The sequence below is a fragment of the Streptomyces sp. NPDC038707 genome, assembly GCF_040636485.1.
Lineage (GTDB): Bacteria > Actinomycetota > Actinomycetes > Streptomycetales > Streptomycetaceae > Streptomyces.
Genome location: NZ_JBEZUP010000008.1, coordinates 32602 through 50460, shown reverse-complemented (window position 1 = coordinate 50460; position 17859 = coordinate 32602). Strand labels below are relative to the sequence as shown.

The window sequence follows — 17859 nt, the reverse complement described above, 5'->3', positions numbered from 1 at the left end:
CTCGTCCTCCGGGGCCGCTCCGTGCCGTACCTCGTCACCTCCTCCGCCCCTCCTGTTCCCCCAGCACCCCTGTCCCCCCTTGTCTCCCTCCAGAGAAAGGCCGATCCGTGTCGGAACGGATGTCGACTTCCCCGGCGCACGCCCGGGCCGCGGACGCCGTCGTGCTCGACGACGACGCCACGCTGCACGCGATGGGTTATCCACGCAAGCTCACCCGGCGCTTCAAAGCGTTCGACAATTTCGCGATCTCGTTCACCATCATCAATATCCTCTCGGGCATTTTCTCGTCCTTCGGATTCGGTATGAACGCGGGCGGACCGCGGATTCTCGTGTTCGGCTGGATCGGCGTCTCGGTGATGGTCCTGCTCATCGGAGCGGCCATGGCGGAGGTCGCCTCCGCCTATCCCACGAGCGGCGCCCTCTATTTCTCCGCCGGTAAACTCGCCAAGCGGCACAAGGGAGCCTGGTCCTGGTTCACGGGCTGGCTGAACTTCGTGGGCCAGATCGGCGGCACCGCCGCCACCGGATACGCCGCGGCCACCTTCATCCAGGTGTTCGTGGAGCTCCAGTGGCCCTCCTACCACCCGACCGCGCACCAGACGGTGCTGATCACGGCCCTGATCATCGTTCTGCAAGGGCTCGCCAACACCTTCACCGTCCAGCTCGTCGCCATACTGAACCGCATTTCCGTGTGGTGGCTGCTGATCGGACTCGTCGTGATCGTCGGCGCGCTGATCGTGATGCCCGACCACCACCAGTCCGCGTCCTTCGTCACGCATTTCGAGAACAACACCGGCTTCACCAGCGGACTTTACGGCGGCATGCTCGGCCTGCTGGTCACCAGCTGGACCTTCACCGGATTCGACGGCAGCTTCCACATGTCGGAGGAAACCGTCCAGGCGACGGTCAGCGCCCCGAAGGGGATCACCCGCGCCATCGGCTGTTCGGCGATCGCCGGCCTCGTCCTGATGCTGGCACTGGTCTACAGCATCGGCGATTACGCCAAGGTGGCCGGCGCGGCGGCCCCGCCCATCCAGATCCTGATCGACGGCCTCGGGCTGCGGACCGCGAAGGTGCTGCTGCTCATCGTCATCGGCGCGATGCTCTTCTGCGGTCTCGCCAACCTCACCAGCAACACCCGGCAGATCTTCGCGTTCTCCCGGGACGGCGCCATGCCCGGCTCCCGCTGGTGGCACTCGGTCTCGCCGCGCACCCGCACGCCCGTGAAGGCGGTGTGGCTCGCGGTCGGCTGCTCGCTGGCGCTGGTGGTGCCCGGCTGGTGGTCGCACACGGCGTTCACCGCGATCGTCAGCGTCAACGTGGTCGGCCTCTTCCTCGCCTACGCCGTGCCGATCTTCCTGCGGCTGCGGCTCGGTGACGCCTTCCAGCCCGGCCCCTGGCACCTGGGCCGCTGGGGCAGGCCCATCGGCTGGCTGGCGGTGGTGTGGATCCTGCTCAGCAGCGTCCTGTTCATGCTCCCGCAGGCCTCCCCGATCACCGTCGACTCGTTCAACTACGCCCCGATCGCGCTCGCCGTCGTCCTGCTGATCGCCACGGTGTGGTGGTTCGCCACGGCCCGCCGCCGCTTCCAGGGGCCGGTGAGCTACGGACGGCCCGACGAGGTCGCCGCGATGGATCTGGTCTGACCGCTCCCGGGCCCGGGCGACCGCCCGCCCGGGCCCGGAGACAGGCGGACATGCGGACATGCGGATCCCCCGGTGCCGCCGCCAGTGGACGGGACCAATGTTCCTGGCGCGGCATGCGCCGAAGTGCTGGCAGCGCGATCCGGCCTGCTCCATAGTTACCGCACCGGACCAGCCCGACTCGGACACCCTGGGGGTCATCGCGCCCATGAGCAGAGCCGAACAGCCCTCCCGCAGAACCGTCCTGGCGGTGGCCGTCGCCACGGCGGTGACCGGCACCGCGGCCCCCGCCGCCGTCGCCGCACCGCGATCCGCCCTCCGCACGCGCGGCCCCGCCCCGGCGCAGGCCCGCCCGGTCGACTACCACGCCTGGACCACGTACCGCGACTGGCGCTCCGGGACGGCCGAGGGCACCCGGGCCGTCGCCGGACACCGGCCCGGCGTGGTGATCGGCACCCCCGCCGGCCGTACCGACTACACCGACCCGCACACCGGGACCACCGCCACCTGGGAGTACGCCACCTGGACCGGGCCGGAGCACCGGCTCACCGTGCCCGCGACCGAGCTGATCGCCTCCTGGAACGCGCACACCCCCGAGGGCACCTGGCTCCAGGCCGAGCTGCGCGGCACGTACTCCGACGGCACCGGCACGCCCTGGTACGTGATGGGCCGCTGGGCGGCCGGCGACCAGGACATCCGGCGGACCTCGGTGGACGGCCAGCGGGACGGCAGGAGCACCGTCTGGACCGACACCCTCGCCCTCGACGATGCGAGCACCGGCCTGCGCCTGACGTCGTACCGGCTGCGCCTGACCCTGTACCGCAGGCCCGGCACGCGGCTCACGCCGACCGTCTGGCGGCTGGGCGCGATGGGCTCCGACGTCCCCGACCGCTTCACCGTCCCGGCCTCCACGCCCGGCCTCGCCCGGGAACTGGCCGTCCCGCGCTACTCGCAGGAGATCCACAAGGGCCAGTACCCCGAGTACGACAACGGCGGCGAGGCCTGGTGCAGCCCGACCTCCTCGCAGATGATCGTCGAGTACTGGGGCGGCCGGCTCACTCCCGAGCAGCTGTCCTGGGTCGACCCGTCCTACGCCGACCCGCAGGTCTGCCACGCGGCCCGCTCCACCTACGACCACCAGTACGAGGGCTGCGGCAACTGGCCCTTCAACGCCGCCTACGCGGCCACCTTCGAGGGCTTGCAGGGCGTGGTCACCCGGCTCGCCTCCCTCACCGACCTGGAGACGCTGATCGCGGCCGGCATCCCGGCCATAACCTCCCAGTCGTTCCTCAAGAGCGAGCTGACCGGGGCCGGTTACGGCACCGCCGGCCACCTGATGACCGTCATCGGCTTCACGGCCGACGGCGACGTGATCGCCAACGACCCGGCCTCACCGAGCGACGAGGCGGTACGGCGCGTCTACAAACGGCGCGAATGGGAGAACGTCTGGCTGCGCACGAAGCGGTACAACGCCTCCGGCAAGGTCGTCTCCGGCACCGGAGGAGTCTGCTACCTGTACTTCCCGGCCCGTCCGACCCCGCGCCAGCGCAGGGCCCTCGCCGCGGTGGGCGTGCGCTGAGCCGCCGCCCTGTGACCAAGCTCATCGCCGCGAACGCCGTCGCGGGTGGCATGGTGGACGTCAGGGGTGGGGGATTCACGCCGTAGACGTCCGATTTCTGTGAGTGACACCATGACCGCACACCCGGCCACCGCCGCCCGCGCCGTCACCGGCGGCCCCCAGGAAGACGGCCCCGACCTGCTCGAGCACGTCATGGGCTGGGTCCTCGTCGCGGTGTTCGCGATGCTCGTGACCCAGCTCGGACTGCTCTGAACCGGCGCTCCTCCGAACCGGCGCTGCGAAGCGCGCGTTCCGGCCTCGGGACCCGGTCGCCGGCCCGGCCGCAGCCGCCGCCCGCCCGCCGGGACGACTGACGGGCGGGCGGGCGGGCGGCCGGGGGTGTCCGGGCTAGTTGATCGCCTTGATCAGCTCACCGTTCGCGGTGTCGCCGCTCAGCTCCCAGAAGAAGGTGCCGCCGAGGCCCTGCTGGTTCTTGTACGTCATCTTGGTGGCGATGGTCGCCGGGGTGTCGTAACTCCACCAGTCGCTGCCGCACTTGGCGTAGGCCGTGCCGGCCACCGTGCCGGTCGCCGGGCACTTGGTCTTGAGCACCTTGTAGTCGTCGATGCCCTGCTCGTACGTGCCGGCCGCCGGCCCCGTGGCCGTGCCGCCGGGCGCCGTCTGGGTGACACCGGTCCAGCCGCGCCCGTAGAAGCCGAGGCCCAGCAGCAGTTTCGAGGCGGGGATGCCGAGGCCCCGGAGCTTGGCGATCGTCGCCGAGGTGTAGTAGTCCGCCTTCGGGATGCCCGAGTAGGAGTTCAGCGGGGAGTGCGGGGCGGTCGGGCCCTTCGCGTCCCAGGCGCCGAAGTAGTCGTACGTCATCGGGTTGTACCAGTCGACGTACGGGGCGGCACCGGCGTAGTCAGCCGCGTCGATCTTGCCGCCGCCGGTGGCGTCCGCGGTGATCGCCGCGGTGACCAGGTTCCCGGAGCCGAACTTCGCGCGGACCGCCGCCATGAGGGTGCGGAACGCGTCCCGGCCGCTGGTGTCGCAGGTGTTGCCGCAGGCGTTCGGGTACTCCCAGTCGATGTCGATGCCGTCGAAGACGCCCGCCCACTTGGAGTTCTTCACCAGGTCGTAGCAGGACTGGGCGAAGGCGGCCGGGTTCTTCGCGGCCTCGCCGAAGCCGCTCGACCAGGTCCAGCCGCCGAAGGACCACAGGACCTTCAGGCCCGGGTGCTTCTTCTTCAGCTTCAGCAGCTGGTTGAAGTTGCCGCGCAGCGGCTGGTCCCAGGTGTCGGCGACGCCGTCCACGGACTCGGCCGCGGTGTAGGCGCGGTCGGTCGCCGCGTAGGAGTCGCCCATGGCGCACTTGCCGCCGGTGACGTTGCCGAAGGCGTAGTTGATGTGGGTCAGCTTGGCCGCGGAGCCCGAGGTCTCGATGTTCTTGACGTAGTACTTGCGGTCGTAGGTGCCCCATTCGGTGAAGTAGCCGACGACCTTGGAGCCGGCCGTGACCTGCGGGGCGCTCGGGGCCGCCGCGGTGGCGGTGCCCGTCCCGGCCAGCAGGCCGGCGCCGAGGGCGGCGGTACACGCCGCCGAGACGAGCGTCCGGACGAGCGAGCGGTGGGGAGTGTGCATCGGTGTGTCTCCTCGTGGGGGAGGGGAACGCGCGCCGATTGGCATGAACGCGGTAAGGCGTGGCCTGCACAGTAGGAGGACTAGACCAGTAGGTCAATGGTTCGAACCAATTCCACCCCCGCGTGAAGCCCGCGCGAGAATCCTGAAGTAAGCGGTCGTTAACTGGTGACGGGAGGTCGGCGATCGGGCATACTCACAGCGCATGCCGCTGGTCAGCACCTTCCGAGACCCGGAAGCGGGCGCCTCGGCACAGCGGAACGATCAGGCGGAGCCGCCCCACCACGGGCCGTGCCGCCGGTGTCCGAACAGGGAGGAGCCCGACGCCATGTCCGACCGCGACCCGCAGCCGGTGGAGCGTCAACTGCCCACGGAAGAGGCGAGGGACCTCCTCGCCCTCGTCCGGGAGATCGCCCAGCGCGAGATCGCGCCGAAGGCCGCGGAGGAGGAGGACGCCGGACGCTTCCCGCGCGAGGTCTTCACCCTGCTCTCCGAGTCCGGCCTGCTGGGCCTGCCGTACCCCGCCGAGTACGGCGGCGGCGACCAGCCGTACGAGGTCTACCTCCAGGTGCTGGAGGAACTGGCCGCGGCCCGGCTCACCGTCGGCATCGGCGTCAGCGTGCACACGCTCGCCTCCTACGCCCTCGCCACCTACGGCAGCAAGCAGCAGCAGGTCGAGCACCTGCCCGCGATGCTGGGCGGCGGCCTCCTCGGCGCCTACTGCCTGTCCGAGCCGTCCTCCGGCTCCGACGCCGCCTCCCTGCGCACCAAGGCCGTCCGCGAAGGCGGCACATGGGTGATCGACGGGACCAAGGCCTGGACCACCCACGGCGGCATCGCCGACTTCTACACCGTGATGGCCCGCACCGGCGAGGACGGCCCGCGCGGGATCACCGCCTTCCTCGTCCCCGCTGACGCGCCCGGCCTGAGCGGCGCGGCACCCGAACGGAAGATGGGCCTGAAGGGCTCGCCCACCGCCCAGGTGCACCTCGACGGCGTCCGGGTCCCGGACAGCCGGCGCATCGGCGAGGAGGGCCAGGGCTTCTCCATCGCCCTGTCGGCGCTCGACTCCGGCCGGCTCGGCATCGCCGCCTGCGCCATCGGCCTCGCCCAGGCCGCCCTGGACGAGGCGGTGCGGTACGCCACCGAGCGCCGCCAGTTCGGCCGGCCCATCGCCGACTTCCAGGGCCTGCGCTTCATGCTCGCCGACATGGCCACCCAGATCGAGGCGGGCCGCGCGCTCTACCTCGCCGCCGCCCGGCTGCGGGACGCGGGCCGGCCGTTCGCCAAGCAGGCCGCCATGGCCAAGCTGCACTGCACCGACACGGCCATGAAGGTCACCACGGACGCGGTGCAGATCCTGGGCGGCTACGGCTACACCGCCGACTTCCCGGCCGAGCGCTACCTGCGCGAGGCCAAGGTCCTGCAGATCGTCGAGGGCACCAACCAGATCCAGCGGATGGTCATCGCCCGTCATGTGGCGGGCCCAGAAGGTCGCTGAACTGGCCCGGGAGGACCGTCGGGGCCGCCAGCCTGGCCCACTCCGGGTCATGACGGCCCGGCAGGGTGCGGCCCCGGTCCGCCCAGGCCCGCAGCAGTTCCCGGTAGATCGGCGGGTCCTGGGCCGGGGGCGGCACGCGCGTGTCCGCCGGCCGGGGGACGAAGGTACGACGCTGACGCCCGGTCGCCGGGTACGTGGGGGTCATACCCGGGCAACGCGCCGACGGCCGGACAGGTCACCCGCCGGCGGAATCGAGCGTCAGTCCACGCGCGTCCGGCCCCACGCCGAGCACGGGCACCCGTCCGGCCGGCCCCCTGGGCATGAACCGTGCGCCGGCGAAGCCGCCGCCCACGGACGCGGGCACGCCGGTCCCGCACCATGACAGCCTGCCGCCATGGCGCGGGGCGGGTACGGGGAAGGGTGAGCCGGCTCAGGCGGCCTGGTCGCGCAGCACCGGCACGCGCATCGGGCGCGAGCCCGGGCCGCCGACGTGCGAGAAGGGCTGGGTCCGCCAGTTCAGACCCTGGGGAAGCGTGAGCAGCAGGGCGGTGTCCTGCTCCTGCGGCGCGGCGGACTCGTCCGCGGGGCGGGCGTCGGCCGCCGGACGGCCCGTACCCGCGCACACCGTGAGCCCGAACGGGTTCCACGGCGAGGCGCACAGCGCGTGCTCCGGCAGGATCTCCTCGTCCGCCAGCAGCGCGATCGGCTGCGCGCAGTCCGGGCAGATCACCCGGTACATCTCGAAGGTGTCGTAGGCGTCCAGCTCGTCGTCGTAGGCGTCGGGTTCGACGCCCTCCGGCTCGGGCTCGGCGACCTGCCGCGGCCGTGCGGACGTAGATCGACCAGGGCGATGGGTACTCTGCATGGGTTTCTCCCCCTAAGGCTGGGCCGTGAAAGGCACTGCGGCCTCGACCACAGCAAGCACTTCCCGTCCGTCGTCTGCGGTAATCACGAGAACATCACGGAGCCCGCCGCAGTCGTGTGGCGTTCGTCACACAGCGTGCGCGGATGCCCGTCCCGGGGCTTTTTCCGGGGTATGGCGCATGACCTGTCGCTCCGAGGTATCCGTGGAGATCAAGCGCACTGTAGGTTTTGGCGGCATGGAGGAGCTGGACCGTCAGATCGTGCAGCTGCTCGTCGAGGACGGGCGGATGAGCTACACAGACCTGGGCAAGGCCACGGGCCTGTCCACGTCGGCCGTGCACCAGCGGGTGCGCCGGCTCGAACAGCGTGGCGTCATCCGCGGCTATGCCGCGGTGGTCGACCCGGAGGCCGTCGGGCTGCCGCTGACCGCGTTCATCTCGGTGAAACCGTTCGACCCCAGCGCCCCCGACGACATCGCGGACCGCCTCGCCGGCGTCCCCGAGATCGAGGCCTGCCACAGCGTCGCCGGCGACGAGAACTACATCCTCAAGGTACGCGTGGCCACCCCGCACGAGCTGGAGGAACTCCTGGCCCGGCTGCGGTCGCTGGCGGGAGTGTCGACCCGTACGACGGTGGTCCTGTCCACCCCGTACGAGGCCCGCCCGCCGAAGATCTGACCCCGCCCGGCCCGGCGGACCGCCACCGGGTGCCGCCCGGACGTGCCCCCGGCGCGGCCCGGCCGCGGCGCCGGGAGAAACTGTCGGCTATGAGCAACCGCACCGCCGAGCCCCCCAAGACCGTCCTGCTCCGCCGTGGCGAGGTGCACAGCCCCGCCGACCCCTTCGCGACGGCGATGGTCGTCGAGGCGGGCCACGTCGCCTGGGTCGGCTCCGAGGGCGCCGCCGACGCCTTCGCCGACGGCGTCGACGAGGTGGTCGACCTCGACGGCGCCCTGGTCACCCCGGCCTTCACCGACGCCCATGTGCACACCACCGCCACCGGTCTCGCCCTGACCGGCCTCGACCTGTCCGGCGTCCCCTCCCTGGAGGCGGCCCTCGCGCGGATCCGCGAGTTCGCCGCCGCCCGCCCCGGCGACCGGGTACTGCTGGGCCACGGCTGGGACGCCGCCCGCTGGCCCGGCGGCCGCCCGCCGGCCCGCGCGGAGCTCGACGAGGCCACCGGCGGACGCCCCCTGTACCTGTCCCGCATCGACGTGCACTCGGCGGTCGTCAGCACCGCCCTGCTGGACCTGCTCCCCGCCGGTGTGTCCCGCGACGACGCCCCGCTGACCGGGGACGCCCATCACGACGTACGCGAGGCCGCGCTCGCCGCCATCACCCCCGCCCAGCGCGAAGAGGCCCAGCGCGCCGCGCTGGCGCACGCCGCCTCGCTCGGCATCGGCACCGTGCACGAGTGCGGGGGCCCGAAGATCTCCTCCGAGGACGACTTCACCGCCCTGCTGCGGCTGGCCGCCGAGCTGCCCGGCCCCCGTGTGGTCGGCTACTGGGCCGAGCAGGACACCGGCAAGGCCCGTGAGCTGGGCGCGGCCGGGGCCGCCGGCGATCTGTTCGCCGACGGCGCCCTCGGCTCGCACACCGCCTGCCTGCACGAGCCGTACGCCGACGCCGGCCACTCCGGTACCGCCTACCTGGACGCCGACGCCGTCGCCGCCCACGTGGTGGCCTGCACCGAGGCGGGCCTCCAGGCCGGCTTCCACGCCATCGGCGACGCCGCCGTCACCGCCGTGGTCGAGGGCGTGCGGGCCGCCGCCGACAAGATCGGTCTGGCCCGGGTCCGCGCCGCCCGGCACCGCGTCGAGCACGCCGAGATGCTCACCCCCGAGACCGTCGCCGGCTTCGCCGAACTGGGCCTGATCGCATCCGTCCAGCCCGCCTTCGACGCGCTGTGGGGCGGGGAGGACGGCATGTACGCCCGGCGGCTGGGCGCCGGGCGGGCCCGCACCCTCAACCCCTTCGCCGCGCTGCTGCGGGCCGGTGTGCCGCTGGCGTTCGGCTCGGACAGCCCGGTCACCCCGCTCGACCCGTGGGGCACCGTCCGGGCCGCCGCCTTCCACCGCACGCCCGAGCACCGGATCTCGGTCCGGGCCGCGTTCACCGCGCACACCCGCGGCGGCTGGCGGGCCGTCGGCCGGGACGACGCGGGCGTCCTGGTCCCCGGCGCCCCCGCCGACTACGCCGTCTGGCGCACGGACCGGCTGGTCGTGCAGGCCCCCGACGACCGGGTGGCCCGCTGGTCCACCGACCCGCGCTCCGGCACCCCCGGCCTGCCCGACCTCACCCCGGGCCGCGACCTGCCGGTCTGCCTGCGCACCGTGGTGGGCGGACGGACGGTGTTCGTACGGCCGGGCGAGTGATCTCCCGGGGCGGCGCGGCGCTCACCGGTCGCCGCGCCACCGCCGCCCCACCTGCGCATCCTCCCCGCCGCCCGCGCAACCGGCCCTGTCGCCCCAGCTCAGAGGCTGTTGACAGGCGGCGGCCGAGGGCCGGTAGGTTCGGCCGCGTCCACCACCGGACGCCCGACCGAGGGCTGTTCGCACGGCTCGTCGCAGCGCCGCTGGGTCAGGGACGGTGCCCCGCACCGGGGCCCCGTCACTGGGATCCAGGCCCAGCGCCCGCGCCGGCGAGGGAACGCCCCGGGCGGTCGGCCGGTGCGACCCGGGTGGGGCCCGGGCGCTCCCTAGACAACGGCTCTCGGTAGATCCGCAGCCAGCGGGTCCCAGGTCGGCCCGAAGGGCGCCGGGCCCCCATCCGCCGTGGCGCGTTCCGGCCGTCGCGCGGCGGGAAGACGCCGAAAATCATCACTTCTACCCCGTTCTCGGGGAATCGACACCACCAGATGCCCGCGCCCTCGCGTCTTCCCAGGCGGCGGCCACTATGGTGGACCCCTGCGTACGACATGAAGGGGCAGCATTGAACGACGGCGACGGGACCCTCGCGGCCAAGGCCCAGGGAAGGCAGTTCGGTCCGCTCGGCACGGCCTTGGTGATCATCCCGACCTACAACGAGGCGGAGAACATCAAGACCATCGTCGGCCGGGTACGCGGAGCCGTTCCCGAGGCGCACGTACTGGTCGCGGACGACAACAGCCCCGACGGCACCGGCAAGCTCGCCGACGAACTGGCCGCCGGCGACGAGCACGTCCACGTGCTGCACCGCAAGGGCAAGGAGGGCCTCGGCGCCGCCTACCTCGCGGGCTTCCGCTGGGGCCTGGAGCGGGACTACGGCGTGCTGGTGGAGATGGACGCCGACGGCTCCCACCAGCCGGAGGAGCTGCCCCGGCTGCTCACCGCCCTCAAGGGTGCCGACCTGGTGCTCGGCTCCCGCTGGGTGCCCGGCGGCCGGGTGGTGAACTGGCCGAAGTCCCGTGAGTTCCTCTCGCGGGGCGGCTCCACCTACTCGCGCCTCATGCTCGACGTGCCGATCCGGGACGTGACGGGCGGCTTCCGGGCCTTCCGCCGCGAGACCCTGGAGGGCCTCGGCCTGGGCGAGGTCGACTCGCAGGGCTACTGCTTCCAGGTCGACCTGGCCCGCCGGGCGGTGAAGGCCGGCTATCACGTCGTAGAGGTCCCGATCACCTTCGTCGAGCGCGAGCTGGGCGATTCCAAGATGAGCCGGGACATCGTGGTCGAGGCGCTGTGGCGGGTCACCTCCTGGGGCCTGGGGGACCGCATCGGCCGGTTCACCGGCAAGGGGCACGCCTAGGCCCTGTCGTCAAACTCCCGCCTGCCGCGCGACGCCATGCACGCTCCCCCCGAGTTCTTCGAGCAGGGGGTGCCCCGACTCGCCGCACCGGGCCCAGACCCAAGTACGCCCAGTACGAGGGTCAGGACCCGGCACGCCCCCAGCCTCCGGCCGGGGGGACCCCCAGAGCACGCACCTGACGCCGCGCGGCCCGCCCTTCGGGCGGACGGCGGGAGCTGACGACAGGACCTGGCACACGACACCGGGCACGGCCGCGCCCGGTCGCTCCCCTTATCCGGTGCTGAGCCTCGACCGGGCACACTGGGAGCATGACGACTGGCGCTCCGACCTCCCCGTATCCCGCCCGCCGCCGGCGCTCACGGCTGCGCAGGTATCTGCCGCTGGGCATCGCCGCCTGGCTGGTGCTGGAGATCTGGCTGCTGACCCTGGTCGCGGGCGCGGCGGGCGGCCTCACGGTGTTCCTGCTGCTCGTCGCGGGCCTCGTGGCCGGTTCCGTGGTCATCAAGCGGGCCGGCCGCCGCGCCTTCGCGAGCCTGAACGAGGCCGTGCGCCAGGGAGGTTCGCCCGCGCGTGGCGGCGGCAACGGCCTGATGATGCTCGGCGGTCTGCTGCTGATGATCCCGGGGCTCGTCTCGGACGCGGCGGGCCTGCTCCTGCTTCTGCCGCCCGTCCAGCGGGCGGTGAGCCGCCTCGCGGAGAACGCCCTGGAGCGGAGCCTGCGCCGGGTCGCCCCGGGCAGCCTGGGGGACGTGTTCCAGCAGGCCCGCATGCACCGGCCCGACGGCAAGGTGGTGCCCGGCGAGGTCATCCGGGACGACGGGCCGCACGGGAACCCGCAGGGGCCCCGCCCGCCGCTGACCCGCTGAGGCGGCTCCTGCCGCGGGGCGCTCGTCCCGCACAAGGACCGCGCGCACCTATGACGGCGGGCGCCGTACATGGAGACCATGTACGGCGCCCGCCGTCATATATGTCGTGCTGTGTACCGGCCGAGCCCCGCGGGGACTAGGCGCTCTTGCGGCTGTCCCGGGGGTGCACCGCGATGTTCATCGCGCCCGAACGCAGCACCGCCAGACGCTCCTCGAGGACCTCTTCGAGTTCCTCGCGGGTGCGCCGCTCCATCAGCATGTCCCAATGGGTGCGCGCGGGCTTGGCCTTCTTCTCCTCGGGGCCGTCACCGTCCACCAGGAGTGCCTGGGCACCGCAGACCTTGCACTCCCACTCCGGCGGGATCTCCGCCTCCACAGAGAAGGGCATCTCGAAGCGGTGCCCCTTCTCACATGCGTACTCCACGGCCTGGCGCGGGGCCAGGTCGATGCCGCGGTCCGTCTCGTAGCTGGTCACCACGAGGCGCGTACCGCGAAGAGCTCGCTCACTCATGAATCGTGCCTCCCGGGCTTGTCGCCCACAGGACAGGTGTCGCTGTCGTCGTCATCCGGTCAACGTCCGGTCGGCGGTAAAGATTCCCGTTCCGGGTCATGCGTCGCCGTCGTAGCCGCCCCTTGTTCTACCCACAGGCGCCCGGTTTGTCACATCTGCAAGCAGATGTCACCCAGCGTTTCGGCATCTTTGACGCGCAGTAACGGTACGCCTGGCAGGCCAAACGCGTACACTACCGCCCTTTCACGCCGAGTGTGAAATCGCTTCCGGGGCCACCGGGCACCGGCTCCCGTCGCGAAGGCCCGGACGGAGGCGTTCCGGGCGGTCAGACCCAGACGCCGCGCTCCTCCAGGACCTCGCGCAAGGTGCCGATGTGATCCGTCATGATGCCATCGACGCCGAGGTCCAGGAGCCGGTGCATCCGCTCCGGCTCGTTGACGGTCCACACATGCACCTGGAGTCCGCGCGCATGGGCGGCGCGGACGAAGCGGTGGTCGGCCACGGGCACGCCCGACTGGACCTCGGGCACCTGTGCGGCCACCGCCGACCGGCGCACCGCGGCCGGCAGCCCCCAGGAGCGCAGCCGCAGGTTCAGCACCCCGCGCGTGCCCAGCGAGGTGGCGAGCCGGGGCCCGGCCAGCCGCCGCGCGCGCAGCACCCGCGCCTCGGAGAAGGAGCCCACGCAGACCCGGTCCCAGGCGTCGGCGCGCCCGACCAGCTCCAGCAGGGGACGCAGCGCCGGCTCCGCCTTGACGTCGACGTTCCAGCGCACCCCGGGAAACGTCTCCAGCAGCTCCTCGAACAGCGGCACCGGTTCCCGGCCCGCCACGCGCGCGTGCCGCACCTCCGCCCACGGCAGCTCGGCGATCCGGCCCGCGCCGTCGGTGACCCGGTCCAGCGTCGCGTCGTGGAAGGCGACCAGCCGGCCGTCCGCCGTGGCGTGCACATCGGTCTCGATGTACCGGTAGCCCAGTTCCACCGCCCGCCGGAACTGCGCCGCGGTGTTCTCCAGCCCGTCGGCCGCGCCGCCCCGGTGGGCGAAGGCGATCGGCCCCGGGTGGTCCAGATACGGGTGGCACGGGGCCGGCGGGGTCAAAGTCACGGACGCAGTATCACCCGCTCGGGTGTCCCACCGGCAACGATCCCGCTGCCCGCCGGTGCCGACGGGACGGCGAACATCCGCAGGAACACCTGCGCCAGCGGGCCGATGGACGCGGCGTAGAGCACGGTGCCCACCCCGATGGTGCCGCCCAGGGCGAACCCGGTCACCACCACCGCCACCTCCACCGCCGTCCGCATCAGCCGGATCGACCGGCCGGTACGCCGGTGCAGCCCGGTCATCAGCCCGTCGCGCGGGCCCGGACCGAAGCGCGCCGCGATGTACAGACCGGTCGCCATGCCGTTGAGCACGATGCCGGCCAGGAGCAGGGGCACCCGCAGGGCGAGGGGGCGGACGTCCGGGAGCAGTGCGAGGGTGCCGTCCATCGCCAGGCCGACCACGAAGACGTTGGAGACCGTGCCGAGCCCGGGCCGCTGCCGCAGCGGGACCCACAGCAGCAGCACCGCCGCGCCCACGATGATCGACAGGACGCCGATGCTCAGCCCGGTCAGCTCGGCCAGCCCCTGGTGGAGCACGTTCCACGGCTCCAGGCCCAGCCCGGCCGCCACCAGCAGCGCGGAACTGGCGCCGTAGAGCGCGAGCCCCGCGTACAGCTGGACCAGCCGGCGGCCGAGCCGCCGGCCGGGCGCCGAGGTGGTGCGAGTGGACACCGAAGTGACGCCAGTGGACATGGAAATACCCCCCTGGGTGGTGGCAGTGGCCTGACGCATGCCACTCTGTGGCTTGTCGGCAATCGCCATCCATGGCCAATCTGGGGAAGGTGGACTGATCTTCATGGCGCAGTGGACCTCGGCGGTGGGGGCGGCGCAGCTCGCCCGGCTCCTCACCTCCCAGCAGGACCGTCCGGCCGGCCCCGGCACCCGCCGTCCCCCCGCCTACCGCGCCCTCGCCGACGGCATCCGGCTCCTGGTCCTGGAGGGCCGCGTCCCGGTGGCCGCGCGCCTGCCCGCCGAACGCGAGCTGGCCCTCGCCCTCGCCGTCAGCCGCACCACCGTCGCGGCGGCCTACGAGGCACTGCGCGGCGAGGGCTTCCTGGAGTCCCGGCGCGGCGCGGGCAGCTGGACCGCCGTACCGGCCGGCAACCCGATCCCGGCGCGCGGCCTGGAGCCGCTGCCCCCGGAGGCCCTCGGCTCGATGATCGACCTGGGCTGCGCCTCGCTCCCGGCGCCCGAGCCGTGGCTCACCCGGGCCGTGCGGGGAGCCCTGGAGGAACTGCCGCCGTACGCCCACACGCACGGCGACTACCCGGCCGGGCTGCCCGCGCTGCGGTCGATGATCGCCGAGCGCTACACCGCGCGCGGGATCCCCACCATGCCGGAGCAGATCATGGTGACGACCGGCGCGATGGGCGCCATCGACGCCATCTGTCATCTCTTCGGCGGCCGTGGCGAGCGCATCGCCGTCGAGTCGCCGTCCTACGCCAACATCCTCCAGCTGATGCGCGAGGCGGGCGCCCGGCTGGTCCCGGTCGCGATGGCCGAGGGGCTGTCCGGCTGGGACCTGGACCGCTGGCGGCAGGTCCTGCGGGAGGCCGCGCCGCGCATCGCCTACGTGGTCGCCGACTTCCACAACCCCACCGGGGCGCTCGCCGACGAGGACCAGCGGCGCCGGCTGGTGGACGCGGCCCGCTCGGCCGGCACGGTGCTCGTCGCCGACGAGACGATGAGCGAGCTGTGGCTCGACGAGGAGGTGCGGGACGGCGGCATGCCCCGGCCGGTGTGCGGCTTCGACCCGGCCGGTTCCACGGTGATCACGGTCGGCTCGGCCAGCAAGGCGTTCTGGGCGGGGATGCGCATCGGCTGGGTCCGCGCGGCGCCGGACGTCGTCCGTAGCCTGGTCGCCGCCCGGGCGTACGCCGACCTGGGCACGCCCGTGCTGGAGCAGCTGGCCGTGAACTGGCTGTTCAGCACCGGCGGCTGGGAACAGGCGGTCGAGCTGCGCCGGGCGCAGGCCCGGGAGAACCGGGACGCCCTGGTGGCGGCGGTGCGCCGGGAGCTGCCCGCCTGGGAGTTCGAGGTGCCGCGCGGCGGGCTGACCCTCTGGGTCCGGGCCGGCGGCCTGTCCGGCTCCCGCCTCGCGGAGGCGGGCGAGCGGACGGGTGTCCGGGTGCCGTCCGGTCCGCGCTTCGGCGTCGACGGCGCCTTCGAGGGCTATCTGCGGCTTCCGTTCACCGTCGGGGGAGCGGTGGCGGACGAGGCGGCGTCCCGGCTGGCCGCGGCGGCCCGCCTGGTCGAGTCGGGCGCGACGGGAGGGACGGAGTCGCCGCGCACGTTCGTGGCGTAGGCCGGCTGGAAGGCTCGGACCTCGGGCGCGGGCACGTGTCCGTGGGCGGGTGAAGGTCCGCGGGACACCTGGCGCGCCGGGTGGTGGCTCGCGCGGTTCCCCGGGCATCTGCGGGGCGCGGGCGCACGGCGTGCGGTGCCTGGTGAGGGCTCCTTGGGGGGTGCCCCCGCGCCTCCCCGGGGCGCCGGGGACCGGGTCAGGACTCCGCTGCCGCCGTCTTCGCCGGTACCGGTGTCCTGGCCGGCGCCGGCTTCGACAGGTCCGCCGGGCCGGGCCCCGCGGCGGCGGACCGGGTGGGCAGCAGCGCCAGTACCGCGTGCCGGTCGGCGTCGCTCGTGGCGTCGTCGTAGGGGTCGGGCGTACGCGGCACCTGGAGCCGGTGCACCGGGCCGGAGCCCAGCCGGGCGTACCCCCGCCCGGGCGGCACCCGGGTCGGCGGTGTGGTGGGCGGCGCCGCCCCGAGCACCGCCTCCACCTGCTGGGGCGCCGTGGCCCCCAGCACGACGCGCGCGCGTGTGTGCTGCCGTACCGCGTCGCCGAGCGTCTCCGCGTTGTCGAACTGCTCCGCCACGACCACCGTCACGTTCGCCGCGCGGCCGTGCCGCAGCGGCACCTGGAGCAGTGCCTGCGGGTCCTCGCGTCCGTCGGCCGCCGCGAGGTGGGTGAAGACGGCGGGCCGGTCCAGCAGGAGCCACAGCGGGCGCCGGGTGTCCTCCGGCGGCGGGTCGCCCGCCTGCCGGGCCAGGTTGATCGCGATGAGCCGCCGCTCGGTCTCCCGCGCGGCCCACTCCAGACTGGCCAGCGCCCCGGCCGGCGCGCACTCCACGGCGAGTACGCCGTCCCGGCCGGTCAGACAGGCGTACTCGCCGGTGCCGCCGCCGTCCACGATCAGCACATCGCCGTGGCGCACGGCTTGCAGGGCGATGGACCGCAGCAGGGTGGACGTGCCGCTGCCGGGATGGCCGACGGCCAGCAGGTGCGGCTCGGTGGAGCGGATGCCGGTGCGCCAGACGACCGGCGGGACGTCGATCCGTTCCTCGCCGTAGGAGAGGGGAAGCGTGCGCTGGACCTCGCTGGGGTCGGTGTAGCCGAGGACGGTCTCGCCGGCCGCGGTGACGAAGGGCTGGGCGGGGATGTCGGCGGGCAGCGGGGCGAGGGCGGTGACGGTGAGCCGGTTGCCCTCCTCGTCCCAGTCGAAGTGGTACTCGCGGCTCCGCCCGGCCTTGGCGGTGAGCAACTGCTCGACCCGCGTGCGGGCCCCGGCCTCGCCGTCCGGGAAGTAGGCGGGGTAGCGGATCACCAGGTGCCCGACGCGTCCGGCGTCGTCGAAGCCGTAGGCGGCGAAGGCCTTCTCCCACTCTCCGCCGTGCGCGTACAGCGGCGCCGGGTCCTCGGGGGCCGAGAAGTGCGGCACCAGGGCGTCGTAGAGCGCCTTGAGGCGTTCGGCCTGGGAGGCGTCGGGCCCCGCGGAGGCCGACGGGGTGCGGTCGCGGCCCTGCCAGGCCGCCGCCGCCATCACGGTGACGACGGCGAGCAGCGGCCCGTACGGCATCAGGGCCACGACCATGACCGCGGAGGCCGCGAGGAACAGCAGCGGCCCGCGTCTGTCCTTGGGCGTGTCCGCCCACCTGCGGCGGCCGGCCGAGGCCAGCACGCGCAGCCCGCGCGTGACCGTGATCAGCGGATGGAGGACATCGGTGGCGCTGTCGGCCGCCGTCCGGGCCAGTTCCCTGCTCCGGGCGAGCTGCGTCCGGGCGATCTGGGCGCTGTCCTTGCTCAGGATGCGGGGGAGAGGGCGCCGGGCCACTGCTGACTCCTGATCGTGCGTGCGGGCGGTACGGGCGGGGTCAGAACTTGATGCCGCCGAGGAGGCTGGCCAGGCTCTCTCCCCCGGCCTTGATGCTCGGGGCGATGCCGGTGGTCGACAGGTAGAAGCCGAACAGGGCCGACACCGTGGCGTGCGAGCCCTTCAGCCCGCCCTTGCGGAAGAACAGGAAGACGACGATGCCCAGCAGCAGCACGCCGGAAAGGGAGAGGATCATTGGGGGCCTCCTGGTGTCGAAGGTGGGGGACAGTCACCATGAGTTCTTCCAGGATCACAGGATGTATCCATACGATTAAAGGTGCAACTGGGTGAAAAGCGGTGGATTTCC

The 17859-nt window shown here is 73.2% G+C and carries 16 protein-coding genes; 9 read left to right on the top strand and 7 right to left on the bottom strand.

Features of this window, described 5'->3' with window-relative positions; translation table 11 throughout:
• Positions 1–119 precede the first annotated feature (119 nt).
• The 3 genes from AB0E62_RS13375 (at position 120) to AB0E62_RS13365 (ending at position 3474) form a co-directional block, all read left to right on the top strand.
• The gene (locus tag AB0E62_RS13375) at positions 120–1646 is read left to right on the top strand and encodes an amino acid permease (protein WP_362191875.1); all 1527 of its coding nucleotides are present in this window, start codon (positions 120–122) and stop codon (positions 1644–1646) included.
• Between the two features lie 205 nt (positions 1647–1851).
• Positions 1852–3222, top strand: coding sequence for a peptidase C39 family protein (locus AB0E62_RS13370; RefSeq protein ID WP_362191873.1), 1371 nt, complete (start codon positions 1852–1854; stop codon positions 3220–3222).
• Positions 3223–3333: 111 nt separating this feature from the next.
• Positions 3334–3474: an SCO1431 family membrane protein gene (locus tag AB0E62_RS13365; RefSeq protein WP_362191871.1), complete on the top strand. Its 141-nt coding sequence runs from the start codon at positions 3334–3336 to the stop codon at positions 3472–3474.
• 135 nt (positions 3475–3609) lie between these two features.
• Here AB0E62_RS13365 and AB0E62_RS13360 read toward each other — a convergent pair whose 3' ends face one another.
• On the bottom strand, positions 3610–4842 hold the full coding sequence (locus tag AB0E62_RS13360) for a glycoside hydrolase family 18 protein (protein ID WP_362191869.1): 1233 nt from the start codon (positions 4840–4842) through the stop codon (positions 3610–3612).
• Between the two features lie 325 nt (positions 4843–5167).
• Between AB0E62_RS13360 and AB0E62_RS13355 the strand changes: the two genes are divergently transcribed.
• Complete coding sequence (locus tag AB0E62_RS13355; protein ID WP_362191867.1) at positions 5168–6340, top strand: acyl-CoA dehydrogenase family protein; 1173 nt, start codon at positions 5168–5170, stop codon at positions 6338–6340.
• 430 nt (positions 6341–6770) lie between these two features.
• On the opposite strand, the gene AB0E62_RS13350 is transcribed toward AB0E62_RS13355, so the two are convergent.
• Positions 6771–7205 (bottom strand): hypothetical protein, encoded by a 435-nt coding sequence (locus AB0E62_RS13350; protein ID WP_362191865.1) that lies wholly within the window; start codon positions 7203–7205, stop codon positions 6771–6773.
• A gap of 235 nt (positions 7206–7440) precedes the next feature.
• On the opposite strand from AB0E62_RS13350, the gene AB0E62_RS13345 reads away from it, so the two are divergent.
• The 4 genes from AB0E62_RS13345 (at position 7441) to fxsA (ending at position 11792) form a co-directional block, all read left to right on the top strand.
• Positions 7441–7881 (top strand): Lrp/AsnC family transcriptional regulator, encoded by a 441-nt coding sequence (locus tag AB0E62_RS13345; protein ID WP_362192249.1) that lies wholly within the window; start codon positions 7441–7443, stop codon positions 7879–7881.
• 89 nt (positions 7882–7970) lie between these two features.
• Entirely contained in the window at positions 7971–9578 is a 1608-nt protein-coding gene (locus AB0E62_RS13340; RefSeq protein ID WP_362191863.1) for an amidohydrolase, read from the top strand.
• A gap of 556 nt (positions 9579–10134) precedes the next feature.
• Entirely contained in the window at positions 10135–10926 is a 792-nt protein-coding gene (locus AB0E62_RS13335) for a polyprenol monophosphomannose synthase (protein WP_362191861.1), read from the top strand.
• Positions 10927–11234: 308 nt separating this feature from the next.
• Positions 11235–11792, top strand: a complete 558-nt coding sequence (gene fxsA / locus AB0E62_RS13330) for an FxsA family membrane protein (protein ID WP_362191859.1) — start codon at positions 11235–11237, stop codon at positions 11790–11792.
• A gap of 136 nt (positions 11793–11928) precedes the next feature.
• Here fxsA and AB0E62_RS13325 read toward each other — a convergent pair whose 3' ends face one another.
• From AB0E62_RS13325 to AB0E62_RS13315, 3 genes are all read right to left on the bottom strand, one after another.
• A complete protein-coding gene (locus tag AB0E62_RS13325; RefSeq protein ID WP_003977404.1) occupies positions 11929–12303 on the bottom strand; it encodes an RNA polymerase-binding protein RbpA in 375 nt (124 codons plus the stop codon).
• 325 nt (positions 12304–12628) lie between these two features.
• The gene (locus AB0E62_RS13320) at positions 12629–13405 is read right to left on the bottom strand and encodes a glycerophosphodiester phosphodiesterase (RefSeq protein WP_362191857.1); all 777 of its coding nucleotides are present in this window, start codon (positions 13403–13405) and stop codon (positions 12629–12631) included.
• Entirely contained in the window at positions 13402–14094 is a 693-nt protein-coding gene (locus AB0E62_RS13315) for a hypothetical protein (protein WP_362191855.1), read from the bottom strand. The genes AB0E62_RS13320 and AB0E62_RS13315 overlap by 4 nt, the downstream gene beginning before the upstream one ends.
• A 103-nt stretch (positions 14095–14197) precedes the next feature.
• On the opposite strand from AB0E62_RS13315, the gene AB0E62_RS13310 reads away from it, so the two are divergent.
• On the top strand, positions 14198–15706 hold the full coding sequence (locus tag AB0E62_RS13310; protein WP_362191853.1) for a PLP-dependent aminotransferase family protein: 1509 nt from the start codon (positions 14198–14200) through the stop codon (positions 15704–15706).
• A gap of 196 nt (positions 15707–15902) precedes the next feature.
• Here AB0E62_RS13310 and AB0E62_RS13305 read toward each other — a convergent pair whose 3' ends face one another.
• Together AB0E62_RS13305 and AB0E62_RS13300 are read right to left on the bottom strand one after the other, a co-directional pair.
• Positions 15903–17513 (bottom strand): hypothetical protein, encoded by a 1611-nt coding sequence (locus AB0E62_RS13305; RefSeq protein ID WP_362191851.1) that lies wholly within the window; start codon positions 17511–17513, stop codon positions 15903–15905.
• A 40-nt stretch (positions 17514–17553) separates the two neighbouring features.
• Positions 17554–17748 (bottom strand): hypothetical protein, encoded by a 195-nt coding sequence (locus AB0E62_RS13300; protein WP_362191849.1) that lies wholly within the window; start codon positions 17746–17748, stop codon positions 17554–17556.
• Positions 17749–17859 lie beyond the last annotated feature (111 nt).